The 25,732-nt window shown below is 72.5% G+C and carries 21 protein-coding genes and 1 pseudogene; 9 read left to right on the top strand and 13 right to left on the bottom strand.

Annotated features, from left to right (window positions below):
- Positions 1-119: 119 nt before the first annotated feature.
- Positions 120-1,235, bottom strand: coding sequence for a glycerate kinase (locus B9S64_RS28800; RefSeq protein WP_103489439.1), 1,116 nt, complete (start codon positions 1,233-1,235; stop codon positions 120-122).
- Positions 1,236-1,356: 121 nt separating this feature from the next.
- Here B9S64_RS28800 and B9S64_RS28795 point away from each other — a divergent pair, with 121 nt between their 5' ends.
- From B9S64_RS28795 to B9S64_RS28785, 3 genes are all read left to right on the top strand, one after another.
- Positions 1,357-1,851 carry an NUDIX hydrolase gene (locus B9S64_RS28795; RefSeq protein WP_103489426.1) on the top strand — a complete coding sequence of 165 codons (495 nt, stop codon included), beginning with the start codon at positions 1,357-1,359 and terminating at the stop codon, positions 1,849-1,851.
- Between the two features lie 58 nt (positions 1,852-1,909).
- Positions 1,910-2,641 carry a Sir2 family NAD-dependent protein deacetylase gene (locus B9S64_RS28790; protein ID WP_103489440.1) on the top strand — a complete coding sequence of 244 codons (732 nt, stop codon included), beginning with the start codon at positions 1,910-1,912 and terminating at the stop codon, positions 2,639-2,641.
- A 322-nt stretch (positions 2,642-2,963) separates the two neighbouring features.
- Entirely contained in the window at positions 2,964-3,551 is a 588-nt protein-coding gene (locus B9S64_RS28785) for a TMEM165/GDT1 family protein (RefSeq protein ID WP_103489427.1), read from the top strand.
- Positions 3,552-3,602: 51 nt separating this feature from the next.
- Here B9S64_RS28785 and B9S64_RS28780 read toward each other — a convergent pair.
- Together B9S64_RS28780 and B9S64_RS28775 are read right to left on the bottom strand one after the other, a co-directional pair.
- Positions 3,603-4,138, bottom strand: a pseudogene (locus B9S64_RS28780) (methylated-DNA--[protein]-cysteine S-methyltransferase).
- Positions 4,139-4,214: 76 nt separating this feature from the next.
- Positions 4,215-5,687: a DNA-3-methyladenine glycosylase 2 gene (locus B9S64_RS28775; protein ID WP_103489428.1), complete on the bottom strand. Its 1,473-nt coding sequence runs from the start codon at positions 5,685-5,687 to the stop codon at positions 4,215-4,217.
- 588 nt (positions 5,688-6,275) lie between these two features.
- Between B9S64_RS28775 and B9S64_RS28770 the strand changes: the two genes are divergently transcribed.
- Together B9S64_RS28770 and B9S64_RS34780 are read left to right on the top strand one after the other, a co-directional pair.
- The gene (locus tag B9S64_RS28770) at positions 6,276-8,006 is read left to right on the top strand and encodes a sodium:solute symporter family protein (RefSeq protein WP_103489429.1); all 1,731 of its coding nucleotides are present in this window, start codon (positions 6,276-6,278) and stop codon (positions 8,004-8,006) included.
- Between the two features lie 16 nt (positions 8,007-8,022).
- Positions 8,023-8,154, top strand: coding sequence for a putative transporter small subunit (locus B9S64_RS34780; RefSeq protein ID WP_218117375.1), 132 nt, complete (start codon positions 8,023-8,025; stop codon positions 8,152-8,154).
- A gap of 90 nt (positions 8,155-8,244) precedes the next feature.
- Here B9S64_RS34780 and B9S64_RS28765 read toward each other — a convergent pair whose 3' ends face one another.
- The gene (locus B9S64_RS28765; protein WP_103489430.1) at positions 8,245-9,660 is read right to left on the bottom strand and encodes an NAD(P)/FAD-dependent oxidoreductase; all 1,416 of its coding nucleotides are present in this window, start codon (positions 9,658-9,660) and stop codon (positions 8,245-8,247) included.
- Between the two features lie 86 nt (positions 9,661-9,746).
- On the opposite strand from B9S64_RS28765, the gene B9S64_RS28760 reads away from it, so the two are divergent.
- The gene (locus B9S64_RS28760) at positions 9,747-10,598 is read left to right on the top strand and encodes a nucleotidyltransferase domain-containing protein (protein WP_103489431.1); all 852 of its coding nucleotides are present in this window, start codon (positions 9,747-9,749) and stop codon (positions 10,596-10,598) included.
- Here the strand turns inward: B9S64_RS28760 and B9S64_RS28755 are convergent.
- Positions 10,591-11,451, bottom strand: coding sequence for an inositol monophosphatase family protein (locus B9S64_RS28755; RefSeq protein ID WP_103489432.1), 861 nt, complete (start codon positions 11,449-11,451; stop codon positions 10,591-10,593). The genes B9S64_RS28760 and B9S64_RS28755 overlap by 8 nt on opposite strands.
- A gap of 268 nt (positions 11,452-11,719) precedes the next feature.
- Positions 11,720-12,739, bottom strand: coding sequence for an aldo/keto reductase (locus tag B9S64_RS28750; protein ID WP_103489441.1), 1,020 nt, complete (start codon positions 12,737-12,739; stop codon positions 11,720-11,722).
- 299 nt (positions 12,740-13,038) lie between these two features.
- Here B9S64_RS28750 and B9S64_RS28745 point away from each other — a divergent pair, with 299 nt between their 5' ends.
- The gene (locus B9S64_RS28745; protein ID WP_103489433.1) at positions 13,039-13,641 is read left to right on the top strand and encodes a TetR/AcrR family transcriptional regulator; all 603 of its coding nucleotides are present in this window, start codon (positions 13,039-13,041) and stop codon (positions 13,639-13,641) included.
- 174 nt (positions 13,642-13,815) lie between these two features.
- Here the strand turns inward: B9S64_RS28745 and B9S64_RS28740 are convergent, their stop codons facing one another.
- From B9S64_RS28740 to B9S64_RS28725, 4 genes are all read right to left on the bottom strand, one after another.
- A complete protein-coding gene (locus tag B9S64_RS28740; protein ID WP_103489434.1) occupies positions 13,816-15,639 on the bottom strand; it encodes a glycoside hydrolase family 2 protein in 1,824 nt (607 codons plus the stop codon).
- An 85-nt stretch (positions 15,640-15,724) separates the two neighbouring features.
- Complete coding sequence (locus tag B9S64_RS28735; protein ID WP_103489435.1) at positions 15,725-16,624, bottom strand: carbohydrate ABC transporter permease; 900 nt, start codon at positions 16,622-16,624, stop codon at positions 15,725-15,727.
- Positions 16,625-16,626: 2 nt separating this feature from the next.
- A complete protein-coding gene (locus B9S64_RS28730; protein ID WP_103489436.1) occupies positions 16,627-17,565 on the bottom strand; it encodes a carbohydrate ABC transporter permease in 939 nt (312 codons plus the stop codon).
- Positions 17,566-17,588: 23 nt separating this feature from the next.
- Complete coding sequence (locus B9S64_RS28725) at positions 17,589-18,962, bottom strand: extracellular solute-binding protein (RefSeq protein WP_103505133.1); 1,374 nt, start codon at positions 18,960-18,962, stop codon at positions 17,589-17,591.
- 268 nt (positions 18,963-19,230) lie between these two features.
- Here B9S64_RS28725 and B9S64_RS28720 point away from each other — a divergent pair, with 268 nt between their 5' ends.
- Together B9S64_RS28720 and B9S64_RS28715 are read left to right on the top strand one after the other, a co-directional pair.
- Positions 19,231-20,316, top strand: coding sequence for a LacI family DNA-binding transcriptional regulator (locus tag B9S64_RS28720; RefSeq protein WP_103488772.1), 1,086 nt, complete (start codon positions 19,231-19,233; stop codon positions 20,314-20,316).
- A gap of 101 nt (positions 20,317-20,417) precedes the next feature.
- Positions 20,418-21,473 (top strand): biotin/lipoate A/B protein ligase family protein, encoded by a 1,056-nt coding sequence (locus tag B9S64_RS28715; RefSeq protein ID WP_103488771.1) that lies wholly within the window; start codon positions 20,418-20,420, stop codon positions 21,471-21,473.
- 92 nt (positions 21,474-21,565) lie between these two features.
- Here B9S64_RS28715 and B9S64_RS28710 read toward each other — a convergent pair whose 3' ends face one another.
- The 3 genes from B9S64_RS28710 to B9S64_RS28700 form a co-directional block, all read right to left on the bottom strand.
- Positions 21,566-23,785 (bottom strand): NADP-dependent isocitrate dehydrogenase, encoded by a 2,220-nt coding sequence (locus tag B9S64_RS28710; protein ID WP_103488770.1) that lies wholly within the window; start codon positions 23,783-23,785, stop codon positions 21,566-21,568.
- Between the two features lie 109 nt (positions 23,786-23,894).
- Entirely contained in the window at positions 23,895-24,590 is a 696-nt protein-coding gene (locus tag B9S64_RS28705) for a response regulator transcription factor (protein WP_103488769.1), read from the bottom strand.
- A complete protein-coding gene (locus B9S64_RS28700) occupies positions 24,587-25,723 on the bottom strand; it encodes a sensor histidine kinase (RefSeq protein WP_181012118.1) in 1,137 nt (378 codons plus the stop codon). Before B9S64_RS28700 ends, B9S64_RS28705 begins: the two co-directional genes overlap by 4 nt.
- Positions 25,724-25,732 lie beyond the last annotated feature (9 nt).

The raw sequence follows: 25,732 nt of genomic DNA, 5'->3' as shown, positions 1-25,732 counted from the left end.
TTCACGTACGGGGCGCCGGGTCAGGGCTTCGGCGTGAACTCCCCGGCGACGGGGACCACGTGGGCCGTGGCCACCCCCGGCGCCCCAAGTGCCGTCACGTCACCGGCCGGTGCCCGGCGTCAGACCAGGAAGTCGCGGGCGATCGACTCGGCCGCGCGCTCCAGGAGGGGGCCCGCCTGGGCCATGCAGACGGCCGGGTCGGGTTCCAGCTCCGTGAGGGCGTAGGCCCGCCGGATACCGGCCCCGCGCAGCGCCTCCGCTGGCAGGGCGAGGCGTCCGCAGACCGCGACGGCCTCCACGCCCGCCGCCCGCGCGGCGGCGGCGACACCCGCCGGGGCCTTGCCGTGCAGGGTCTGCTCGTCGAGCGATCCCTCGCCGGTGACGACGAGGGTGGCCCGCGCCAGCGCCGGGGCGAAGCCCAGCACGTCGAGCATGACCTCGATACCGGGCCGGAAGCGCGCGCCGAGGGCCACCAGCGCGCCGTACCCGATGCCTCCGGCGGCGCCCGCACCGGGGAGCCGGGCCCGCTCGGGTCCCAGCAGGGACGCGTAGTGGGCGAGGGCCGCGTCGAGGACCGCGATGTCGTCCTCGGTGGCCCCCTTCTGCCGCCCGTACACCTCGGGGGCGCCCTTCGGCCCGGTCAGCGGGTTGTCCACATCGCTGGCGAGGACCAGATCGACGTCCGCGAACCGGGGATCGAGGCCCGACAGGTCGGCCTCGGCCAGCTCCGCGAGAGCGGCGCCGCCGGGGCCGACGGGCTTGCCGTCCGCGTCCAGGAGGCGGGCTCCGAGCGCGGTGAGCATGCCCGCGCCGCCGTCCGTCGTGGCGCTGCCGCCGACCCCGAACACGATGGTCCGGGCCCCCGCGTCCAGCGCCGCGCGCAACAGCTCGCCCGAGCCGTACGTGGTCGCGGTGAGCGGGGCGAACTCCCCGGCGGGGAGGTGCTGGAGGCCTGACGCCTCGGCCATCTCCACCACGGCCGTGGTGGAACGCACCGCGTAGGCCGCCGTCACCGGGGTCCCGAGCGGGCCGGTCACCCGTGCCTCGCGGCGTTCGAACCCGGCGGCCACCGCCGCCGCGACCGTGCCGTCGCCGCCGTCCGCGACGGGCAGGGTCTCCACCCGCACCCCGGGAACGACGCGCCGCAGCCCGGCCGTCACCCGCTCCGCGACCTCCACGGCCGTGAGCGAGCCCTTGAACTTGTCCGCCGCGACGAGCACGCGGGCGGTCTCGATCACTGCTCCGTCCGTCACCTTGTATCCCTTGCTTTCGAACAGGCAGTCGCGCCGCCACGACCCTATCGGGACCACCCCCGCTCTGCCCATGCCTGTCCGCGTCCGCGCATAGGCTGCCCCCGTGACGACCTCTGACTACGCCACCTACATCGCCGGGCTGCCCCGGATCCTGTCCGCCGCCGCCACGCTCTTCCGGGACTCCCGGGGACGGGTCCTGCTCGTCGAGCCGAACTACCGCGAGGGCTGGGCCCTGCCCGGCGGCACGATCGAGTCGGACCAGGGCGAGAGCCCACGGCAGGCCGCCCGCCGGGAGACCGCGGAGGAGATCGGCCTCGACCTGGAACCCGGCCGGCTGCTGGCGGTGGACTGGGCGCGCGGGCCGGGGCGCCCGCCGATCGCCGCGTATCTGTACGACGGCGGTGTGCTGTCCGGGGAGCAGCTCGACGCGATCCGGCTCCAGGAGGAGGAGCTCCTGTCCTGGCGCCTGGTGGACCGCGCCGACCTCGGCGGCCATCTGCCAGGACGGCTCGCACTGCGGGTCGAGGCGGCGCTGGAGGTGCTGGACTCCGGTGCGGGGGCGGCCGAACTGGAGGACGGCGTACCGGCCGGAGGGTGACGGCGCGGCGGTCGGAAATGTGATCGCGGGCGGCGCGGGCCGTCCGTACGCTCGGCTCATGACTCTCGTCGCGATCCTCAGCGGCGCCGGTGTGTCCACGGACTCCGGCATCCCCGACTACCGTGGGCCGCAAGGCCTTTGGCGGAAGGACCCGGAGGCCGTGAAGCTCGTCACGTACGACTTCTACATGGCCGATCCGGAGATCCGCCGGCGCTCCTGGCAGATGCGCCGCACCAGCGCGACGTGGGGCGCCGAGCCCAACGCGGCCCACCGCGCGGTGGCCGCGCTGGAGCGGTCCGGGACCCCGGTGAGGGTCATCACCCAGAACGTGGACGGACTGCACCAGGCGGCCGGGCTGTCCGCCCGCAAGGTCGTCGAACTCCACGGCACGGCGCGCGAGGTGGTCTGCACTCGGTGCCACGCCCGGTCCCCCATGGCCGAGGCGCTCGCGCGGGTCGAGGCCGGGGAGGCGGATCCCCCGTGCGCCGTCTGCGGCGGGATCCTGAAGTCGGCGACGGTGATGTTCGGGGAGCGGCTCGATCCGCGGGTGCTGGCGGAGGCGACGGCGATCACCAAGGCGAGCGAGGTGTTCATCGCCGTGGGGACGACCCTCCAGGTGCGGCCGGCCGCGTCGCTGGCCGGGATGGCGGTGGAGCACGGGGCCCGGCTGTTCGTGGTGAACGCGGAGCCGACCCCGTACGACGCGTCGGCCGAGGAGACGATCCGCGAGCCCATCGGGACGGCGCTGCCCGCCCTGCTGGAGCGGGTCGCGGCGGGGGCGACGCCCTGAGGCGGACCGTCCGCCGTGTCCGCGGGTCGCTCCGGCCCTTGCCGGGCGGTCCGTCCGGCCTCGCGGCCCCCGGGGTGGGGTAGTGTGGAAGGCTGCGAAGGGGAGTAGCCCCGCGAACCGGTCGTCGACACACTGGAATCTCCGGATTCCCGGTGGCCGGGCCCGTGAGTTCTCACGGGCGGGCGAGACCTTCGGTCAGGTATGACACACCCACGTCCCCCGTGGGTGTTGCCGTCATGCCGGGCCGAGTGGTCCTCCGAGGAAGCCTGAACGGCACTTCGCGAAAGGCCCGGGGTCCGGCACTCACAGAAAGCCACCCGGAATGCATCTCGACCTCCTGGCGATCGTCACCGCCTTCGGGCTGATCTTCCTCGCGGAGCTTCCCGACAAGACGATGTTCGCCTCGCTGGCCATGGGCACCCGCATGCGCCCGCTCTACGTGTGGTTCGGAACGTCCTCGGCGTTCATCGTGCATGTGGCCATCGCGGTCGGCGCGGGCGGTCTGATCGGGCTGCTGCCCGACTGGGTCGTCAAGCTGGTCTCGGCCGCCCTCTTCGGTCTCGGCGCGTTCATGCTGCTGCGCGGGAGCGGCGGGGACGACGGGGACGAGGAGGGCGAGATCAAGACCGTGACCGGCTTCTGGCCGGTCTACTCGACCGCCTTCATGGCCGTCTTCATCAGCGAGTGGGGCGACCTGACGCAGATCACCACCGCCAACCTCGCCGCGAGCAACGGTGCCTGGTCCACGGCGATCGGTTCGGCCGTCGCCCTGATGTCGGTGTCCGCCCTGGCACTGCTGGCGGGGCGCTTCATCGCCAAGCGGGTGCCGCTGAAGACCGTGCAGCGCATCGGCGGTCTGTGCATGCTCGGGCTGGCGATCTGGTCGGTGACGGAGATCTTCGTCGGCTGACCCTTCGGCCCAGGCCGCCCCCGGCCATACGATGGGTGGGGGCGGCGGCCGTCAGAACAGGGCGGGCGCCTCGCCCGGCTCCCCCCGTTCGAAGTCGAGCAGCCGCCGCTTGCGGTCCAGCCCGCCGCCGTATCCGGTGAGGCTGCCGGTGGCTCCGACGACCCGGTGGCAGGGGACGATGATGCCCACCGGGTTCTTCCCGTTGGCGAGACCCACCGCGCGGGAGGCGCCCGGCTTCCCGAGGCGTTCGGCCAGCTCGCCGTAGGAGCGGGTCTCGCCGTACGGGATCTGCCGCAGTTCGGCCCAGACGGCGCGCTGGAAGGGGGTGCCGTCCAGCCGCAGCGGCAGGTCGAACGTGGTGAGGTCGCCCGCGAAGTAGGCGTCGAGCTGGCGGACGGTCTCGGCGAAGGGTTCCGGGTCGGGCACGCCGAAGGTCTCCTCGGGTGGGCGGTGCCGCTGTTCGGTCATGTACAGACCTGCCACACGCCGTCGGTGGCGACCAGGGTGAGCGGCCCGTAGGGGCTGTCGAGGACGGTGTGCTGCCGGGTCGCCGGGGTCGTCCGGCTCGCTGTCGGGGCGGCGGCCATGGTGCGGTCTCCCTGGGATGTGGATGTGGTGTCCGTACGGCGTACGGGTGGGCTTCTCGGGTACGGGCTCGGCTTCTCAGGCGGGCAGGTGGTTGATGGGGTGGTCGTCGACGGTCCACAGGTACTGCGCGGCGTACGCCCGCCACGGCCGCCAGTGCGCGGCGCGCGCGGTGAGGGCGGCCGGGGTGGACGGGAGGCCGAGCCGCTCGGCGGCCCTGCGGATACCGAGGTCGGTGGGGAGGAAGGCGTCCGGGTCGCCGAGGGCGCGCATCGCGATGACCTCGACGGTCCAGGGACCGAATCCGGGCAGGGCGCTCAGCTCGGCCCGCGCCTGCTCCCAGTCGGTTCCCTCGTCCAGCCGCAGGGATCCACCGGCGAGGGCGGCCACCAGGGTGGTGAGCGTGGCCCGGCGGCTGCGGGGCAGGGCGAGGGCCTCGGGGTCGAGCCCGGCCAGCGCCCCGGGGGTCGGGAAGAGGTGGGTGAGGCCGCCTTCGGGGTCCTCGACCGGTACGCCGTGGGCGGTGACCAGGCGGCCCGCGTGGGTGCGGGCGGCGGCCGTGGACACCTGCTGGCCGAGCACCGCGCGGACGGCGAACTCCGCCGCGTCGACCGTGCGCGGAACACGTCGTCCCGGAGCGGCGTCCACGAGCGGGGCCAGCAGGGGGTCGGCGCGCAGTTGCCCGTCGACGGCCACCGGGTCGGCGTCGAGGTCGAGGAGTCTGCGGCACCGGCTGATGGCCTGGGTGAGGTCCCGGGGGTCGGTGAGGGAGAGACGGCAGGCGATGTGGTCGGGCCGCGGGGAGAGCGCCACGATGCCGTGCCCGTGCGGCAGGGTGAGCGTGCGGCGGTAGGCCCCGTCGCGCCACTCCTCCACCCCCGGGACGGCGGTCGCGGCGAGATGTCCGAAGAGGTTGCCGGGTTCCAGCGGGGCCCGGTAGGGCAGCCGCAGGGAGATGACGCCCGGGGTACGGGGTGCCTGGGCCCCACGGGATGCCCGGCCGCGCAGCTCCCCCGGAGCCAGTGCGAAGACCTCGCGCACGGTGTCGTTGAAGGTGCGGACCGACGAGAATCCGGCGGCGAACGCGACCTCGGCCATCGGGAGCGCGGTCGTCTCGATGAGGAGCCTGGCGGTCTGGGCCCGCTGCGAGCGGGCCAGCGCGAGGGGTCCCGCACCCAGCTCGGCGAGCAGTTGGCGCTCGATCTGGCGGGCCGAGTAGCCGAGGCGCGCGGCGAGACCCGGCACGCCTTCCCGGTCGACGACACCGTCCTGGATCAGGCGCATGGCGCGGGCGACGGAGTCGGCGCGGGCGTTCCACTCCGGCGAGCCGGGGCTCGTGTCGGGCCGGCACCGTTTGCAGGCCCGGAAGCCGGCCTGCTGACAGGCGGCGGCGCTGGGGTAGAAGACCATGTTGCGGTCCTTGGGCGGCACGACGGGGCAACTGGGCCGGCAGTAGATCCGGGTGGTCAGGACCGCCGTGAAGAACCAGCCGTCGAACCGGGCGTCCTTCGACCGGACGGCCCGCACGCAGCGCTCGGTGTCGGTGTGCATGGTTCAAGGATGGGTCACCCAGCGCCTTCGGTCTGGCGGAAATCCGACATCGGCGTGGAACTGCCAGGACGTTCTCGCGCCACCCCGAGCGCCTGTCCACCCGGTGAGACGGACGCGGAGCTCCGTGCGCCCGGGTGCCGCGCCGTCCCGGCCGTCGGCGGCGCCGTACGGCACCTCCAGGACGCCCCCGTGATCACCACCCCATAACAAAGCGGCCCCCGTCGCAGTTGCGACCCGCAAAGCGAGCACACCACCGGGGTGACCCCGAGAGCAGTCAAGGCAGGACAAAGGCGGCATCCAAAGCACAACAACCCCTCCAGAAGCGACATATGAGACTTTGCCGCCCCCGTGGAACCTCGCCCATTCGAAGATCATTCCGTCCCGAGAGGCTGTTATGGTGCCTGGCATTTGCGGACATGAAGAGTCCGCCGTCAAGTGAACGCCCCCGGCTACCGTGCCGACACGTTTCGGGGGCCCGTGCAGGAGCCCTGCCCACGCCCGCGTCGCGTGGCACGCGTACACGGACCCCGGTCGGTTTCCCGGGCGCGTCCGTCGCCGGGTTCCGCGAGTGCGAAAGGGGTGGCGTGTGTGAGCGGAACGGAAACAGCTCAGTTCAGCGCCGTGGTGGTCGTAGGTCTGCTGGTCTTCTTCTACGGAGGGACCTTCCTGATCTCCACCCGTATCGGGAAGAAGGACGAGAACGCCGACGGGTACATGACCGGCGGCAACAACATCGGTTTCGGCATATCGGCCGCCAGCATGACGGCAACGTGGATCTGGGCGGCCTCGATGTACGCCTCCGCGACGTCCGGGTACACCTACGGCATATCGGGGCCCATCCACTACGGGCTCTGGGGTGCCCTGATGATCCTTTTCATCTACCCCTTCGGCAAGCGCATCCGCTCCGTGGCTCCCAAGGCCCACACGCTGGCCGAGGTCATGTACGCCCGGCACGGCCGTTCCAGCCAGCTGATGCTCGCCGGTTCCAACATCGTCGGCAGCCTGATCAGCCTGATGTCCAACTTCATCGCCGGTGGCGTACTGATCTCGTTGCTGTCGCCGTTCAACTTCACCCAGGGCGTCTTCGCCGTGGCCGCCGGCGTCCTGCTCTACACCCTGTGGTCCGGGTTCCGCGCCTCCGTCCTGACCGACTTCGTCCAGGTCGTCGCGATGCTCGGCGCCGTGGCCGTGATCGTGCCGTTCATCTTCTTCGCGGCCGGGTTCCCGGCGGCGTTCGAGACGGGCGCCGAGAACCTGACACCGCAGCAGGGCAGCTTCTTCTCCAGCGAGGCGTTCATGGGGCAGGGCGCGCCCTACATCGCCGCGGTCCTGGCCTACGCCATCGGCAACCAGACCATCGCGCAGCGGCTCTTCGCCGTGCGGCAGAACCTGATCAAGCCGACCTTCGTCACCGCGACCGTCGGCTACGGCGCCATGGTGATCGGCGTCGGCATGCTCGGTGTCCTCGCCCTCTACCTGGGCTTCGAGCCGACCGGCGGGGACATGAACAACCTGATCCCCGAGATGGCGTCCACCTATCTGCCGCCCGTCCTGCTGGCCCTGTTCTTCATCATGATCATCGGGGCGCTCTCCTCCACCGCCGACTCCGACCTCGCCGCGCTCTCCTCGATCATGATGGCCGACGTCTACGGGCAGAACGTGGCCGGCGTGAAGAAGGCGAACCCCCGGACGATGCTGCTGGTCGGCCGCGTCACGATGGTCGTGGCGACCGCGATGGCCGTGGCCTTCGCCAGCCTCCAACTGAGCATCCTGGACCTGCTGGTGTTCGTCGGCGCCCTGTGGGGTGCGCTCGTCTTCCCCGTCCTGGCCAGCTTCTACTGGGAGAAGGTCACCAACCGAGCGTTCACCGTCTCCGTGCTCGCGGCGCTCGCCGTGTTCCTCCCCGTCCGCTTCGCCTGGATCCCGGTGGACGGCGTCTTCGGCATCGTCGTGGACGTCCTGTCGGTGCTCGGCATCGGTGTCGTCCTCGGGCTGATGGTGTTCGGCTTCTTCGGCACCAAGGCGGCGAAGACCGTCGGGGTACTGGCCGTCGTGGTCTCCGCGCCGTTCGCCATCGGCTCGCTGCACGAGTACGCCACACTGTGCGGCTCCCTCGTCGCGTACTCCGTGAGCACCGTCATCTGCTGGGCCATGTCCGTCCGCCGGCGGGACGGCTTCGACTTCGCCCTCATCGCGCAGCGCACCGGTGACTTCGACGACGGGTCCGCCACGGGCCCGGTCGCCACCGGGGGCGGGGTCCCCCACCAGGCGGACGGTACGGGCAGCGACGACACGCCCGAGCCCGCCACCACCCACTGAGTCAGAAGGAGGCATCATGACCACGTTCGCTCTGAGCGCCTACGTCCTTGTATGGCCCGTCCTCGTGGCCGTCGTCCTGTTCGTGATCAGCCGCGCGTTCTTCCGCGAGTGGGCCGAGGCCCGCCGCAAGGGCGAGGACCTGATCTGAACCGGGACCTGATCTGAACCGTCCCCCCGTCCGGCCCCGGTGCGCCCGCCGGGGCCGGAACGGGCCGTGCGTCGTCACCCGGCGCCGGGCTCACGCGGCCCGCAGCCGCCGCCACACCGCCTTCGCCGCGTGGTGGCCCGACATCCCGTGCACGCCCGGTCCCGGCGGGGTGGCCGAGGAGCAGAGGAAGACCGCCGGACGGGCGGTGGCGTACGGCACGCGGGCGAGCCTGGGGCGGATCACCGTCTGGAGCCCGGCGAAGGCGCCGGTGGCGATGTCCCCGCCGACGTAATTGGCGTTGCGCGCGGCCAGTTGCGGCGGACCGGCGGTGGCACGGGCCAGGACCAGGTCGCGGAAGCCGGGGGCGAAGCGCTCCAGCTGCCGTTCGATGACCTCGGTGGCGTCCCCTTCCCAGCCCGCCGGGACATGGCCGTACACCCAGAAGACGTGCCGGCCCTCGGGCGCGCGGGAGGGGTCCACGAGGCTGGGCTGCGCGGTGATCAGGAAGGGGACGGCGGGATCGCGGCCGTCCACGGCGGCGCGCAGGGCCCGGTCGATCTCCCCGGCGGTGGGCCCGATGTGGACCGTGCCCGCTCTCCGGGCCTCCTCGGCGGTCCAGGGGACGGGCCCCGACAGGGCGTAGTCGATCTTGAAGCAGGAGGCGCCGTACCGGTACCCCCGGTAGGCGCCGCCCAGGCCGGCGATCCGGGCGAGCGCGGTGGGCGAGGTGTCGAAGATGTACGCGCGGGCGGGCGGCAGTTCGTCCAGGCGCCTGACCTCGGTGTCCGTGCGGACGGTGCCGCCCTGCTCGCGCAGGTAGGAGGCGAGGGCGTCGGAGATGGCCTGGGAGCCGCCGCGCGGCACGGGCCAGCCCTTCTCGTGCGCCGCGAGCGCGAACAGCAGGGCGATGCCGCTCGTCGCGAGGCCGCTGGTGGGCGCGATGGCGTGCGCGGCGAGCCCGGCGACCAGCCCGCGCGCCTTGGCGCCCCGGAAGCGCCGGGCGAGCAGGGTGGCGGGCGGCAGCGCGTCCAGCCCGAACCGCATCCAGCGGTACGGGTCGCGCGGCAGACCGTCCCACGGGGTCCGCAGGAAGTCCTCCGCCAGGGTGTCCCAGTGCCCGAGGTAGGGCGCGACGGTCCTGCGGTAGGCCCCGGCGTCCTGAGGGCCGAGCGTCATGGCGCTCTCCCCCACCGACCGGGTGAGCGCGGCGGCGGTACCGTCCGGGAAGGGGTGGGCGAGCGCCAGCTCGGGCTGGAGCCACTCCAGGCCGTGCCGGGCGAGGGGCATGGCGTCGAAGGCGGGCGAGCCGATGCCCAGCGGGTGTACGGCGGAACAGGGGTCGTGGCGGAAACCGGGGAGGGTCAGCTCCTCCGTACGCGCGCCGCCCCCGACGGTCTCCCGGGCCTCGAACACCTCCACGGCAAAGCCCCGGCGGGCCAGTTCGACAGCGGCGGTCAGCCCGTTGGGGCCCGCGCCCACGACGACGGCATCCAGCATCGATGGCACCTTCGGACTCCTTCGTCAGCCGATGGCCTACGGACCCAGGATATTGGGGCGCGTCCGCCGGTGACCCCCGGGTAGCCTCCCGTTCGATGAACGAGCCGTGCGTCCCCTCCCCCGCCGTCGCCGAGATGGCCGGCCGACTGGTCCGGCTCTCCGGGATCAGCGCCGTCGTGCTGGGTGGCAGCCGCGCCCGCGGCACCCACCGGCACGACTCCGACTGGGATCTGGGGGTCTACTACCGGGGCACCCCCGATCTGGCCGGTCTCGCCGCCCTGGCCTCCGAGTTCCAGGGGGCTCCGGTGGACGTGGCGGGTCCGGGCGGCTGGGGGCCGTGGGTGAACGGAGGGGCGTGGCTGACGGTCGACGGGGTCGCCGTCGACTGGATCCTGCGCGATCTGGACCGGGTGGGGTCGGTGTGGGCGGACTGCCGCGCGGGCCGCTTCGAGGTGGGCGTCCAGCCGGGCCATCCGCTGGGCTTCTGGTCACCCTGTTACGTCGGAGAGGTCGCCCTGGGCCGCGTACTGCGCGACGCCGACGGCGAGGTGACAGCCCTTCGGGAAGCGGCGGGCGCCTACCCCGAACCGCTGCGCCGGGCGCTCGCCGACGCCGTGTGGGAGGCGGAATTCTCCGTGGCGGCCGCCCGCACGTCGGCCCCGTCCGGCGACGTGCTGCATGTCGCCCTGTGCCTGTCGAAGGCCTTCGGCGTGCTCGCCCAGTCCTTGCACGCCCACCACCGCGCCTGGTGTCTGAACGAGAAGGGCGCGCTCGCGGCGACGGCGGCCCTGCCCCGGACCCCCGAGGGCTTCGCGGACCGGGTCGCCGCCGCACTGCGCGGCCTGGACGTGGAGGCGGTCGGGACGGCGGCCGAGGTCGTACGGGAGGTACGGGCGGTGCTGGACGGCGACCGGGACGGCGCGGCGACCCCGGAGCCGGTCAGCTGACCGAGGGGTCCGGACCGTCCGCCCCGGACCGCAACGCGTCGAGGATCCGCTCGGCCGTCGCCGCGTCCCTGGCCGCCGTGAACGGCAGGTCGTTGCCGCCGGTGATGCGGTAGGGCACGCCGGACAGGGTCGCTTGCGCGCCGCCCGCCTCGGTGACCAGGAGCAGCCCGGCCGCGTGATCCCAGGCCAGCTCCCAGTTGAAGGCGACGCCGTCCTGCGCCCCGCACGCGACGGCCAGGTACTCCAGTCCGGCCGAACCGCAGGCGCGGGCGTCGATGCCGTCGGTACGCAGCCCCAGCAGCGCCCGCTTCTGGGCGTCGGAGGTGTAGTCGGGGTGCGACATCGCCACCTTGAGGACGGCGCCGGGCGCGGGTGAACCACTGTGCAGCGGCGTTCCGTTGAGTGTCGCCCCGCGTCCGCGTACGGCGACGGCCAACTCGTCGAGCACGGGGGCGTACGTCCACGAGGCGAACACCTCGCCGTGGTGGGCGAGGGCGACCAGGGTGCAGAAGCCGGGTTCACCGTGGACGAACTGGCGGGTGCCGTCGACGGGATCCACGATCCAGACGGGGGCGTCGCCGTGGAGCGCGTCGTAGACCGCCGGGTCGGCGTGGACGGCCTCCTCGCCCACGACGACCGAACCGGGCAGCAGCCGGGTCAGGGAGGCCGTCAGGTGCTCCTCGGCCAGCCGGTCGGCGGCGGTGACCAGGTCGTGCGGCCCGCTCTTCTCGACGATCTCGTGCGCGGCCAGCTGCCGGTAGCGGGGCAGGATCTCGGCGGCGGCCGCCGCCCTGACCGCTGCCTCGACCCGTGCCGGGTTGGCCGTGTCCGTGGCGAGGAAGTCATCGATCATGCCTCCAGCTAAGCATGGAGCCCGCGAAGCGCCCCCGGCGCGGTCCCCGTCCTGGTGATCGGCGGGGGCGTGGCCGTGCCGTCCCGTCCGGCGCGCCACCCGGGCGAGCGGTCCGGTCCGCGAGGTGCCCGGCGCAGCGCGGGCCCGACCGGACGCGGGCCTCACGGAGCTCCGGGCACGCCGGATCCCCGGGCCTGGCGGAGTCCCGGGCACACCGGGCACCGAGGGCAGCCAGGTCTCCGTACCGCGATTCCGCTCGCCGGGGCGCTCAGCGGCGCCGTAGTGACGGGTCGAGCAACGAGGGCGGGGTGTCGAACTTCTCCTGCGGGGCGAGGTCGGTGCCCGGGGCGACGATCGCGTCGATCGCGTCCAGGACGTCGGAGGAGAGGACGGTGTCGGCGGCGGCGAGCTGTGCGGGCAGGTGGTCCGGCGTGCGGGGGCCGATGAGCGCGCTGGTCACGGCCGGGTGCGCGGTCACGAATCCGAGCGCGAGCTGGATCATGGTGAGGCCGGCCTCGGCGGCGACGTCCGCCAGTTGTTCGACGGCGTGGAGCCTGGCCTGGTTACCGGGGATCGAGGTGTCGAAGCGTTCCGGCAGGAGGACCGAGCGGCTGGTGCTGATGGGCTTGCCCGCCCGGACCACCCCCGACAGCCAGCCCGAGGCGAGCGGGCTCCAGGCCAGCACGCCGAGGCCGTACTCCTCGGCCACCGGCAGGACGTGGGTCTCGATCCCCCGCTGCAGGATCGAGTAGCTGGGCTGTTCCGTGACGTAGCGGCCGAGACGGTGCTCCCGGGCGGCCCACTGGGCCTGCACGAGGCGGTAGGCCGGGAAGGTCGAGGAGCCGAAGTAGCGGATCTTTCCGGCGCGCTGGAGGTCGGTCAGGGCCGACAGCGTCTCCTCGTCGGAGGTGCTCGGGTCCCAGCGGTGGATCTGGTAGAGGTCGACGTGGTCGACCCCGAGGCGGCGCAGGCTGTTGTCCAGCTCGGTGACCAGCCAGCGGCGCGAGCTGCCCCGGTGGTTGCGCTCCTCCCCGATGGGCATGCCGGCCTTGGTGGCCAGCACGATGTCGTCGCGGCGGCCGGCGAGGGCCTTGCCGACCATCTCCTCCGACTCGCCGTCGCCGTACATGTCGGCGGTGTCGATGACGTTGATCCCGGCGTCGAGGGCGGCGTCGACGATCGCGGTGGCCTGTTCCTGGGTCGTGCGGCCGATCCTGCCGAAGTTCATCGCGCCGAGTGCGAGGGAGCTGACCTGTACACCGGTGCGGCCCAACGTGCGGTACTGCATGACCATGTCCTCCATGGGTGAGCGGTGCGGCTGAGAGCGCGCGTGATTGGCTGCGGGGCTCCCGCTCTGGCATCATGGCCAAACGGAACCTCGTTCCGTTAACGATACGGAACGAGGTTCCGTTTAACAAGCCCGACCGGCGGACCGTCGACGGTCCGGACATGCCCGACGCTCGGCCGGAGCGCGTCGGTCGGTCGATCCGGTCGGTCGGTCGGTGAGATCCGGCAGGTCGGTGAGATTCCGGCAGGTCGCGGGACCTGTCAGGTCGTAGGACCCGTCAGGTGAAAGGGAGCAGTGCGATGAGCGACGGCGGCACGGGGCAGGCGGCCCGTACCAAGCGGGCGGACGCCCTGCGCAACAAGAAGACGCTGCTCGACGCGGCGGCCGCGGTCTTCATCGCGTCCGGGGTCGAAGCGCCGGTCCGCGACATAGCGGCCGAGGCCGGCGTGGGGACGGGCACGATCTACCGCCACTTCCCGACGCGCGCGGAGCTGATCATCGCCGTCTACCGGCACCAGGTGGAGGCCTGTGCACAGGCCGGTCCGGCCCTGCTGGCGAGCAGCCCCACCCCGCACACCGCGCTGGCCCGGTGGATCGACCTCTTCGTCGACTTCCTGGTGACCAAGCACGGGCTCGCCGCCGTGCTCCAGCCCGACAGCAGCGGCTTCGACTCGCTGCACACCTACTTCCTCGACACCCTCGCACCGGTGTGCGCCCAGTTGATCGACGCCGCGGCCGAGGCGGGCGAGGTCCGCTCCGGCCTGACGGCCTACGAGCTCATGCGCGGCGTCGGGAACCTCTGCATCGGCGCCGAACACGACCCCCGTTACGACGCGCGCCGTCTGGTCGCCCTCCTCGTCGAGGGGCTCCGCCGCCCGCACGACGAGGCCCCGACGGCCTGACCCGGCGGCACCGGCCCGGGTGCGGGGTCCGTCCCGTCCCACGGCACGGTGGGTACCCGCCCCCGGTACGGAGACGGACACCCACCAGGAGACGGACACCCACCAGGGGACGGACACCTGCCAGGGGGACGGGCACCCACCGTGGCAGCGGGCGCCCGCCATCGGGACGGCTCGCTACTCGGCCGGGCGCCGCTCGATCGCGGCGGGCCGCAGCTGGGCCTCCCGGACGCGCGTCACATCGAGCTTGGTGCCCCGGTCGAACCGGTACACGCCGTTCTGCTCCTGGAAGACGTCGGTCAGCTGGGTGTAGCAGTAGCCGAACATCTCCGGGTCCTCCAGCAGCACGCCGGTGAGACCGGCGAACCGCTCATGGAACTCGTCCTCGGTGCGCACCCGGTCGCCGTATCCCCAGGAGACGGTACGGTCGCTGCCGGACTGCCCGGCGGCGGCCTCGGGGTCCCACCAGATCCCGCCGAACTCGCTGACGAAGTAGGGCTGTCCGCGGTACGCCTGGGAGTAGGCGGCTCCGCTCTCGTGGGTGTTGACGAAGGGTTCGCCCTGGGCGAGGCCCGAGACGAGCCGCCGGAAGACGGCGGGGTCCTGCTCGTAGGTGTGGGAGTCGTAGACGTCGGTCTCCAGCACCCGGTGGGAGTAGCCGGAGGCGTCGATCACCGGGCGGGTGGTGTCCATGGCCTTGGTGGCGAGGAACATCGCCCGGGTCACGTCGTCGAGCGGGGTGATCCGGTCGTGGAGCTTCTGGTACGTCTCGTTCAGCGGGCACCAGCCGACGATCGAGGGGTGCGAGTAGTCGCGTTCCACGGCTTCCAGCCACTGGGCCACGTAGGAGGCGTCGGGCCGCTGGTTGTCGCCGGACGAGCCGCCGACCTCGCAGCCCCAGTCGCCGAACTCGCCCCAGACCAGATAGCCCAGGCGGTCGGCGTGGTGCAGGAACCGCTCCTCGAAGACCTTCTGGTGCAGCCGGGCCCCGTTGAATCCGGCCTCCATGGCCAGTTCGATGTCACGGACCAGGGCCTCGTCGGAGGGTGCGGTCATCAGCCCGTCCGGGTACCAGCCCTGGTCGAGCACGAGGCGCTGGAAGCGGGGGCGGCCGTTGAGGAGGACCGTCCGGCCCTGAACCGCGACGGCGCGCAGACCGGCGTAGCTCTCCACGGTGTCGGTCACCTCGCCCCCGGCGTCGAGGAGTTCGAGCCGCAGCCCGTACAGGAAGGGGTCCTCGGGGCTCCACTCGCGCCGCCGGCCGTCCGGCAGGGGCAGGTGCAGGCGGGGGGCCAGATCGAGGTCGGCGCGCACCTCGGCGCGGCAGACCTCGCCCGCGTCGTCGCTGAGGACGGCACGCACCCGGTGGCCGGCGCGGTTGCCCGACAGCGGGAGTTCCAGGCCGAACGCGGAACCGGCGAGGTCGGGGGTGATCCGGGGCCGGCGCAGATGGACGTCGGGGACGGGTTCCGCCCAGACGGTCTGCCAGATTCCGGTGGTGCGCGTGTAGTTGCAGTCATGATTGGCGTACCGGACGGCCTGCTTGCCCCGGGCCTGGGGACCGGACTTCGGGTCGCGGGCCCGTACCGTGATCTCCACCTCCCGCCCGGCCGGGGCGAGTTCGCCGAGATCGGCGGTGAAGGGCGTGAACCCGCCCCGGTGGCGGACCACTTCGGTGCCGTCCACCCACACGGTGGTGTCGTGGTCGACGGCCCCGAAGTGGAGCAGCACCGTACGGCCGGCCCATGCGGCGGGCGGGGTGAACCGGCGCCGGTACCAGACGGCCTCCAGGAAATCGGTGTCGCCGACGCCCGACAGGCCGGACTCGGGGGCGAAGGGGACGAGGATCTCGCCGGTGAGGTCGCGGCCGAGGAGTCCCCGTTCGAGGCCGCTGTCCCCCTGGTCGGTCTCGAACTGCCAGGTTCCGTTCAGGTTCAGCCAGTCGCGGCGGACGAACTGCGGTCGCGGGTACTCCGGACGGGGGACGGACGGGGTGTGCACGAAGACTCCAGTCGGACGGTGGTGGTGGGCCGGCGGACGGCCCGGAGGGGATCGGAGGAGATCGGAGGGGATCGGAGAGCGGGCGTCAGCCGCCGCCGAGGCCGGTGGTGGCCACGGAGTTGACGATGCGCCGCTGGAAGAGGAGGAACATCACGATCAGCGGGAGCGCCGCCAGCAGGGCAGACGCCATGGACTGGGCGTACTGGACACCGAAGGCGTCCTTGACGGTGGCCAGGCCGACCGGGAGCGTCATGAGGTCGGGGTCGTTGGTGACCACGAAGGGCCACATGAAGTTGTTCCACGCGCCGATGAAGACGAAGATCGCGACGGCGGCGACGATCGGCCGGGACAGTGGCAGCACGACCGACCGGAAGACCCTGATCTCGGACGCGCCGTCGATCCGGGCGGCGTCCTCCAGTTCGCGGGGGATGCCGTCGAAGAACCGCTTCAGGATGAACACCATCATGGGGGCGACGACCTGGGGCAGGACGATCGCCGCGTAGGTGTCGACCAGACCGAACATCGTCATCTGCTCGAAGAGCGGCACAATGAGCAGTTGCGGCGGGACCATGATCGCTGCGACGGTGACGGCGAGGAGGGCGCGGCGGCCCCGGAAGGTGCCCCGGGAGAAGCCGTAGGCGGCGAGCGTCGAGATGCCCACGGTGATCACGGTGACCAGGACGGCGACAAGAACACTGTTGAACGCCCAGGTCGGAACGTTTCCGCGCTCCAGGATCTGGCGGTACGCGGCAAACGTGAAGGCCCCCTTGAACGGCGACAGGCCGGGCTTGGTCACGTCCTGCTCGCTCTGGACCGAGGTCGCGACGGCCCAGAGGAAGGGCAGCAGCCAGACGACGGCGAGGGCGGTCAGCGCGGTCCCGGCCAGGACACGGGGCAGCCGTCCGTGGCCGAGCAGCATCGGGGAACCGGAGTCCTCGCGCCGCGGACGGCGCCGGGGCCGGGCGGGGGTGGCGGTGGCGGACACGGTCAGTCCTCCTGTCGGAAGAGGCGGAGCTGCGCGAGGGAGACGACGATGACGATCGCGAAGAAGACGTAGCTGACCGCCGAGGCGTAGCCCAGCCGGTAGCCGGTGAACCCGACGTCGTAGACGTACTCCAGGATCGGACGGGTGGAGCCGTTGGGGCCGCCCTTGGTGAGGATGTAGATCTGGTCGAAGACCTTGAGCGAGGCGAGCACCTGGAGCATGGCGACCAGCACGGTGGTGCGGCGCAGTTGGGGCAGGGTGACGGACCACAGCCGCCGCCAGGCACCGGCCCCGTCGAGCGCTGCGGCCTCGTCGTAGGTGGCCGGGAGGGACTGGAGGGCGGCGAGGTAGAGCAGGAAGTTGAAGCCGACCGTCCACCAGACGGTGAGGGCGGCGACGGACCACATCGCCACCGACTCGTCGGAGAGCCAGCCCACCGGTTCCAGACCCAGTGACGTCAGCAGTTCGTTGCCGAGGCCGATGTCCGGCTGGTAGAGCCAGGTCCAGATGAGTGTGACGACGGTGACGGGCAGCAGGTACGGGGCGAAGTAGGCGAGCCGCCAAGCCCATTGGCCGGCCAGTCCGCTGTGCACCAGCAGGGCCATGGCGAGGGCGACCAGGACGAGCGGTACGCAGGAGATCACGGTGAAGAAGACGGTGTTGCCCAGACTGCTCCAGACGTCCGGGTCCCCGAACGCCTCGGCGTAGTTGGCGAATCCGACGAACTGGGGGTCGCGCAGGGTGAGGGAGGCGTCGGTCAGGCTCATCCAGAGGCCCTGGACGACGGGCCAGACCAGGAAGAGCGCGAAGCACACCAGGAACGGCAGGACGAAGAGCCGTCCGGTGCCGGAGCGTCCGGTGCGCCGGCGCGCGGTGGACGGGGCCCCAGGTGGCTCGGGGCGCGGGGGCGCCGCCTCCCCGGCGGGCGCGGTGGTGGTCACGATGTCGGCTCCTTCGGCTCTCGTCAGGCGACCGGGTTCGGGCGGCGCAGCAGGGTGTCCGCCTCGCGGACCATCTGGCGTACGGCCTTCTCGGCGGACGTGTTGCCCAGCAGCGCCGACTGGAGCGGCTGGCACATGCGGTTCTGGAAGTTCGAGGCGGCCCCGGCGAACCAGTTCGACGGGTCGAGTACGGCGTTCTCGCCCGCGGCGGCGTAGGAGGACTGCGGGTCGAGCGCGGCGTATTCGGGGCGGGCCAGCACCGGCTGGTAGGCGGGGATGTGGCCCGCGCCCGCCCAGGTCAGGCTCTGCTTGACGATCTCGGCGACATACCGGTGGGCCTCCCTGCGCCGGGCGGGGTCGGGGTTCTCCTGGTGCGGCAGCACGAAGCTGTGGGAGTCGGCGTAGACGGCGGGGCGGCCGAAGACCTGCGGGAAGGGCGCGGCACCCAGCCGCTTGACGGCGGAGTCGCGGAACGTCGGCAGTTCCCACTCGCCCGCCATGATCATGCCGCCGCGCCCGCCCGTGAAGGCGGCCATCGCGCTGTTGTAGTCGAGGTCCCTGGGGTTGGTCCGGCCGTCGAAGAGCCGCTTCATGAACGCGACCACGCGCACGGCGGCGTCCACGTCGATCTGGGGCGGGCCGCCGTCCGGGAGGGTGAAGGAGGCCCCGGTCTGGGCGTAGAGGGCGGCGAACTGCCGCCAGCTCTGGGCGGTGTCGGTGACGTGTCCGAAGAGGATCCCGGAGTGCCCGGTGGCCTCGGCGAGCCGCTTCCCCGCGTCGAGCAGCGCTTCGGGGGAGCCCATGGGGGCCAGGTGGCCGGACGGGTCGAGCAGGTGGGCCCGCTCCGCGGCGTCCTTGTCGTAGAAGACGATGAAGGGGTGCACGTCCAGGGGGACGGCGTAGACCGTGTCCCGGTAGCGGGCGCGTTTCCACACGGCGGGGGCGAAGTCCTTCTCGGTCACGCCGAACTCGGCCAGCAGATCCAGGTCGAAGGGGTCCAGCAGCCCGCCGGGGGCGTATCCGGCCAGCCGCGACAGATGCAGGACGGCCACGTCCGAGGCCCGGCCGCCCGCCGCCGACATGGCGAGCTTGGTGTAGTAGGAGGGGCCCCAGTCCAGGATGGTCCGGTCGACGCGGAAGCCGTCCGCGCCCCGCGAGACGGCGTCGATCATCTCGTCCATGAGCATGCCGTCGCCGCCCTGGAAAAGGTCCCACACCTTCAGCGCGGAGGGTCCCCCGGCCCTGGCCGGGGAGGCGCAGCCGGTCAGCGGTACCCCGGCCAGCAGGGCCGCCGCCCCGGCCGTGCCGTAGCGCAGCAGCCGGCGGCGGCCGGGGCCGGGCGCCGGGCCGGGATCCCGGGCGCCGAGCGGCTCTCGGGCAGGGGGTGCAGGGCTCATCACTGACCTTTCGACGGCCGGACGACGTGGTGGCCGGCGCAGGGGGCACCGGCACGGCGGCAGTCGCCACCACGCACGTCGGAGGTGATCCGCGCCGGGTTCCACCGATGCGGTGACCTGTTTTTACATCGATGTACATTGGCTGTAAAGGGTTGTGGCATCACCCGTGCGGCAGGCGGCCCCTCCGCGTCCCGGACGCGGCGGCCGTCCGGTCCGCACGGGCGGGCCCTCTAGACTCGACGGGTACGAGGGGCAGGGGAGGTCGCGGGTGGCACGGCCCAGGATCAAGGACGTCGCACGGCACGCGGGGGTGTCGGAGAAGACGGTGTCCAACGTGCTCAACGACTACGTCCACGTGTCCGAACGGACCAGGCGCGTGGTCCAGGAGGCGATCGACCACCTCGGCTACCGCGTCAACCTCGCCGGACGGCATCTGCGCAGCGGCCGCACCGGCATCATCGCCCTGGTCGTACCGGAACTGGACGTCCCGTACTTCGCGGAGCTGGCCCGGCACGTCGTCCGCGAGGCCGAAAGACGCTCCCTGACCGTGCTGATCCACCAGTCCGGCGGGGACCGGGAGCGGGAGCGGGCGGCGCTGGCCGGGTTCGGTTCGAATTTCGTGGACGGCGTCATCCTGAGTCCGCTGGCCCTCGCACCGGACGATCTGCGCGCCCATACGGGAGTTCCGCCGACCGTGCTGCTGGGCGAGCTGCTGACGGACGGCGCCGACCACGTGGCGATCGACAACGAGCGGGCGGCCCGTGAGGCGACCGAGCATCTGATCGCACTGGGCCGCCGGCGCGTCCTGACGGTCGGTGGGCGGGACGACCCGGGTGTGGGCACCGCCCAGGCACGTACCCGGGGCTACCGCGCCGCGCTGGCCGCCGCGGGCATCGCGCTCGATCCGGCGTCCCTGCTGCCGGTCGAGGCCTTCCACATGGCCGACGGGGCGGCCGCCGTGCGCCGCGTCCTGGCCGAGGGGGTCCGGCCCGACGCCCTGCTGTGCCTCAACGACCAGTTGGCGCTCGGCGCGTTGCGGGCGTTGCACGAGTACGGGGCGCGCGTGCCCCAGGACGTGGCCGTCATCGGCTTCGACGACGTGGAGGGGGGCCGCTTCAGCGTGCCGGCGCTGAGCACCGTGGCCCCGGACAAGGAGGCGGTGGCCCGCGTCGCGGTGGCCCTGCTGCTGCGCCGTATCGAGGAGGCGACGCGCCCGGAGGCCCGCCCGGACGGCGGGGACGGTGCGGATGGCGGAGCTGCCGGCTCGGCGGATCCGCAGGACCGCGTCGTGGCGCACCGGCTCGTCCTGCGCGAGAGCACGGAGGGGGCGGTGGCGCGCGACGGGACGTGGTGAGCGCGCCGCTCGGGAACACCCGGATTAAACGGTGCGACGGCGAGGTTATGCCTGACCGGAGCCGGTTCGGAGCGGAGCCGGGTGAACGTGGAGGCAAGGCTGTGCACGGTGAGTACAAGGTCCCCGGCGGCAAGCTCGTGGTCGTCGACCTGGAGGTGGAGGGCGGCGCCCTGCGCGACGTCCGGGTCGCGGGGGACTTCTTCCTCGAACCCGACGAGGCGATCGAGGCCATCGACGCGGCCCTGGAAGGCGTCCCGGCGAACACCGACACCGTGGGCCTCACCGCCCGGATCGACGCCGCGCTGCCGGAGTCGACCGTGATGCTCGGCCTCACCTCCGAGGGCGTGGCCGTCGCGGTCCGCCGGGCCCTCGCCCACGCCACCGAGTGGAGCGACTACGACTGGCAGCTCGTCCACGACGCGCCCCAGTCGCCCGCCCTGCACATGGCGCTGGACGAGGTCATCACCGCCGAGGTAGCCGCGGGCCGCCGGCCGCCGACGCTGCGGGTCTGGGAGTGGGACTCCCCCGCCGTGATCATCGGCAGTTTCCAGTCCCTGCGCAACGAGGTGGACCCGGCCGGCGCGGAACGCCACGGCGTGACGGTCGTGCGCCGGGTCTCCGGCGGCGGGGCGATGTTCGTGGAGCCGGGCAACACCATCACGTACTCGCTGTCGGTACCGGACGCGCTGGTCTCCGGTCTCTCCTTCGCCGACAGCTACGCCTACCTGGACGACTGGGTGCTCGGAGCCCTGGCCGACATGGGCATCCGGGCCTGGTACCAGCCGCTCAACGACATCGCCACGGACGCCGGGAAGATCGCGGGCGCCGCCCAGAAGCGCGTGGCGGGCGGCGGCGGAGCCGTCCTGCACCACGTGACCATGGCGTACGACATCGACGCCGACAAGATGCTCGACGTGCTCCGCATCGGCAAGGAGAAGATGTCCGACAAGGGCACCAGGTCCGCGAAGAAGCGCGTCGATCCGCTCAGGCGCCAGACCGGCCTGCCCCGCGAGGTCGTCATCGCCAACATGATCGACTCCTTCCGCGGCCGCCACGGCCTCACCCCGGGCGCCGTGACCGCCGAGGAGATGGCCCGCGCGGAGGAACTGGTGCGGACCAAGTTCGCCACCGAGGAGTGGACCGCCCGCGTGCCGTAGACCGCGCGGAGCCGCCCGGCGGCCCCGTACGCACGACCGCCCCGGCGGGCGGGGAGCCTGCCGGGGCGGTCGCACGGGATGGTGACGCGGGGTCAGCCGAGCGTGGCGATGGCCTCGTTGAACGTGGCCGACGGGCGCATCACGGCCGCGGCCCTGGCCGGGTCGGGCTGGTAGTAGCCGCCGATGTCGGCCGGCTTGCCCTGGACGGCGACCAGCTCGTCGATGATGGTCCCCTCCGCGTCCGCGAGCGTCGCGGCGAGCGGGGTGAACGCCTCGGCGAGCTTGGCGTCCTCGGTCTGCCGCGCCAGCTCCTGGGCCCAGTACAGGGCCAGGTAGAAGTGGCTGCCGCGGTTGTCGATGCCACCGAGACGGCGGCTGGGCGACTTGTCCTCGTTGAGGAAGGTGGCCGTGGCCCGGTCCAGGGTGTCCGCGAGGACCTGCGCGCGGGCGTTGCCGGTGGTCTGCGCGAGGTGCTCGAAGCTGACCGCGAGGGCGAGGAACTCGCCCAGGCTGTCCCAGCGCAGGTAGTCCTCCTTGACGAGCTGCTGGACGTGCTTCGGGGCGGAGCCGCCGGCGCCCGTCTCGAAGAGGCCGCCGCCGTTCATCAGCGGGACGACGGAGAGCATCTTGGCGCTGGTGCCCAGCTCCAGGATCGGGAACAGGTCCGTGAGGTAGTCACGGAGGACGTTGCCGGTGACGGAGATGGTGTCCTCGCCGCGGCGGATGCGCTCCAGGGAGAACGCGGTGGCCTTCTCCGGGGTCATGATCTCGATCTGGAGACCGTCGGTGTCGTGGTCGGCCAGGTAGGTCCTGACCTTCGCGATGAGCTGGGCGTCGTGCGCGCGGTCCTCGTCGAGCCAGAAGACGGCCGGGTTGCCGGTCGCGCGGGCGCGGGTGACGGCGAGCTTGACCCAGTCCTGGATCGGCAGGTCCTTGGTCTGGCACATCCGGAAGATGTCACCGGCGCCGACCGCCTGCTCCAGCACGGCGTCACCGGCGGCGTCGACCACGCGGACCGTCCCCGTGGCCGGGATCTCGAAGGTCTTGTCGTGGCTGCCGTACTCCTCGGCCTTCTGCGCCATGAGGCCGACGTTGGGCACCGAGCCCATCGTGGACGGGTCGAAGGCCCCGTGGGCACGGCAGTCGTCGATGACGACCTGGTAGACGCCCGCGTAGCTGCTGTCCGGCAGGACGGCGACGGTGTCGGCCTCCTGGCCGTCCGGGCCCCACATGTGGCCGGAGGTACGGATCATGGCCGGCATGGAGGCGTCCACGATGACGTCGCTGGGCACATGGAGGTTGGTGATGCCCTTGTCGGAGTCGACCATCGCCAGGGCGGGGCCCTCGGCGAGCTCGGCCTCGAAGGACTCCTTGATCTTCGCGCCCTCGGGCAGCGCCTCCAGGCCCTTGAGGATGCCGCCCAGACCGTCGTTCGGGGTCAGGCCGGCCGCCGCGAGGACGTCACCGTACTCGGCGAAGGTCTTCGGGAAGAAGGCGCGCACCACGTGGCCGAAGATGATCGGGTCGGAGACCTTCATCATCGTGGCCTTGAGGTGCACGGAGAACAGGACGTCCTCGGCCTTGGCACGGGCGATCTGCGCGGTGATGAACTCGCGGAGCGCGGCGACCCGCATCACGGCGGCGTCCACGACCTCGCCGGCCAGGACGGGTACGGACTCGCGCAGCACGGTGGTGGTGCCGTCGTCGCCCACCAGCTCGATGCGCAGGTCGCCCGCCTCGGCGACGACGGCGGACTTCTCGGTGGACCGGAAGTCGTCGACGCCCATGGTGGCGACGTTCGTCTTGGAGTCGGCCGTCCAGGCGCCCATGCGGTGCGGGTGCGTCTTGGCGTAGTTCTTGACCGACGCGGGGGCACGGCGGTCGGAGTTGCCCTCGCGCAGGACCGGGTTGACGGCGCTGCCCTTGACCTTGTCGTAGCGGGCGCGGACGTCCTTGTCCTCGTCGCTCTTCGGGTCGTCCGGGTAGTCCGGCAGCGCGTAGCCCTGCGCCTGCAGCTCGGCGATGGCGGCCTTGAGCTGCGGGATGGACGCCGAGATGTTCGGCAGCTTGATGATGTTGGCGCCGGGAGCCTTGGCCAGCTCGCCCAGCTCGGCGAGTGCGTCATCGATACGCTGGTCGGCCTTCAGACGCTCCGGGAAGCCGGCGATGATGCGTCCGGCCAGCGAGATGTCGCGGCTCTCCACCGTGACACCCGCGGTCGAGGCGTAGGCCTCCACGACGGGCAGGAACGAGTACGTCGCCAGGGCAGGGGCCTCGTCGGTGTGCGTATAGATGATGGTCGAGTCAGTCACCGGGTGCTCCGCTCCACGTCTGCAACATTGCTTGACATCAAGATATCTCGTGGCCGTCCCCCACTCCACAGGGGCCCGCACCCATCTCGGCCGGATCCGGCCGGCCGCCTCACGCCCGGTGCGGCGCGGTCCCGGGGGCGTCGGGGTTCCTGCGGGCCTCGACCAGCCCGGACTCGTACGCGAAGACGACCAGCTGGGCCCGGTCGCGGGCGCCGAGCTTGGTCATGGCACGGCTGATGTGCGTCTTGGCGGTGTAGGGGCTGACCACCATGTGGGAGGCGATCTCGTCGTTGGTCAGGCCGCGGGCGGCCAGGGCGGTGACCTCCCGCTCGCGCCGGGTGAGCACGTCGAGGCCGGGAGCGGTGGAGCGGTCCGGGGGCCGGGAGACGAACGCGCCGATCAGCCGCCGGGTGATGCCGGGCGAGAGGAGGGCGTCGCCGCGCGCCGCGACCTCGACGGCCCGCAGCAGCTCGGCCGGCTCGGTGTCCTTGAGGAGGAATCCGGCGGCCCCGGCGCGCAGGGCGTCGAAGACGTACTCGTCGAGGCCGTAGTTGGTGAGGATGACCACGTGGACCCCGGCCAGCGCCGGATCGGAGGCGATGGCCCGGGTCGCCTCGATGCCGGTCATCACGGGCATCTGCACGTCGAGGAGTACGACGTCCGGGGTGTGCCGCCGGACCTCCTCCACGCCCTGGCGGCCGTCGGCGGCCTCACCGACGACGTCGATGCCGTCCTCGGCGTCCAGCAGGGCCCGGAATCCGGCGCGCATGAGCGCCTGGTCGTCGACGATCACCACGCGGATCACCGGCCGGCCTCCTGGGGACAGGGCAGCTCGGCGCGGACGGAGAAGCCGCCGGCCGCCCCCGGCACGGCCTCCAGGGTGCCGCCGAGCGCGGTGACGCGTTCCCGCATGCCGGTCAGCCCGGTGCCGGGGACGACGCGGACGCCTTCCAGGCAGGGCCCCGCGTCCTCGACGGCCAGGGCCAGCGAGGTGTCGGTGTAGGTGAGGCGGACGGTGGTGTCGGCCCGGTCGGCGTGCCGGGCGACGTTGGTGAGGGCCTCCTGCACGATGCGGTACGCGGCCCCGTCCACGTCGGCCGGAAGGGAACGTACGGTGCCGTCCACGGTGACGGCCAGCGCGATACCGGCCGCCCGTGCCCGTTCGGCCAGCTCCCCCAGCCGGTCGAGCCCCGTGCCGGGGTCCACCACGTCGGTGCGGAGCACCTCCAGGGTCGCGCGCAGTTCCCGCATCGCCTCGCCGCTCGCCTCCTGGATGGCGAGCAGGGCGGGCTCCACCTCGGTACCGCGTTTGCGGGCGAGGTGGACGGCGACTCCGGCCTGGAGCTTGACGATGGAGATGGAGTGGGTGAGCGAGTCGTGCAGTTCGCGGGCGATGCGCAGCCGTTCCTCGCCGGCGCGGCGCAGGGCGGTCTCCTCACGGGTGCGCTCCGCGTCGAGCGCGCGCTGCTCGGTCTGGCGCAGATAGGCCTGCCAGTTCTTGTCGATGAGCCCGGTGACCCCGGCGCACAGGAACCAGCCGAGCAGCAGCGCCGTCCGTTCGACCGTGTCCTGGACGCCGGGTCCGGTGGCGAACAGCACCACGCTGTAGCCCGCCAGGAACAGCACCCCGGTCGCGACCGCCTCGGTACGGTGCTCGTTGCGCGCGGCGGCGTGGACACCGGCCAGGACGGGCAGCGCCGCCCAGCTTCCGGGGTGCGCGTGGACGACGTACGCGAACAGGCACAGGGTGGTGGCGGCGAGGACGGCGCGCGGGTGACGGCGGTGTGCGGTCAGGGCGAGGCAGCCCGCCGCGATGAGGACCAGATCGAGGGCGGAGGGCGCGGAGGCCAGGCACGCGGCGGTGATCACGACCGCCCCGACCGCGACGGCGAGTCCCACGTCCGCCGGCTTCGTCCCCCGGCCGGTATCCCCCTGCATGAGCGGCAC

Origin of the sequence: Streptomyces sp. SM18, from assembly GCF_002910775.2 — a bacterium.
Taxonomy (GTDB): Bacteria; Actinomycetota; Actinomycetes; order Streptomycetales; family Streptomycetaceae; genus Streptomyces; species Streptomyces halstedii.
This window is presented reverse-complemented; position numbering and strand designations above follow the sequence as displayed.

Coding starts and splice junctions, on each gene's coding strand:
- B9S64_RS28775 (WP_103489428.1), bottom strand. CDS start 5,687: ATGCACACCGACACCGAGCGCTGCGTGCGGGCCGTCCGGTCGAAGGAC.
- B9S64_RS28785 (WP_103489427.1), top strand. CDS start 2,964: ATGCATCTCGACCTCCTGGCGATCGTCACCGCCTTCGGGCTGATCTTC.
- B9S64_RS28755 (WP_103489432.1), bottom strand. CDS start 11,451: ATGATCGATGACTTCCTCGCCACGGACACGGCCAACCCGGCACGGGTC.
- B9S64_RS34780 (WP_218117375.1), top strand. CDS start 8,023: ATGACCACGTTCGCTCTGAGCGCCTACGTCCTTGTATGGCCCGTCCTC.
- B9S64_RS28725 (WP_103505133.1), bottom strand. CDS start 18,962: ATGAGCCCTGCACCCCCTGCCCGAGAGCCGCTCGGCGCCCGGGATCCC.
- B9S64_RS28790 (WP_103489440.1), top strand. CDS start 1,910: ATGACTCTCGTCGCGATCCTCAGCGGCGCCGGTGTGTCCACGGACTCC.
- B9S64_RS28750 (WP_103489441.1), bottom strand. CDS start 12,739: ATGCAGTACCGCACGTTGGGCCGCACCGGTGTACAGGTCAGCTCCCTC.
- B9S64_RS28760 (WP_103489431.1), top strand. CDS start 9,747: ATGAACGAGCCGTGCGTCCCCTCCCCCGCCGTCGCCGAGATGGCCGGC.
- B9S64_RS28700 (WP_181012118.1), bottom strand. CDS start 25,723: ATGCAGGGGGATACCGGCCGGGGGACGAAGCCGGCGGACGTGGGACTC.
- B9S64_RS28745 (WP_103489433.1), top strand. CDS start 13,039: ATGAGCGACGGCGGCACGGGGCAGGCGGCCCGTACCAAGCGGGCGGAC.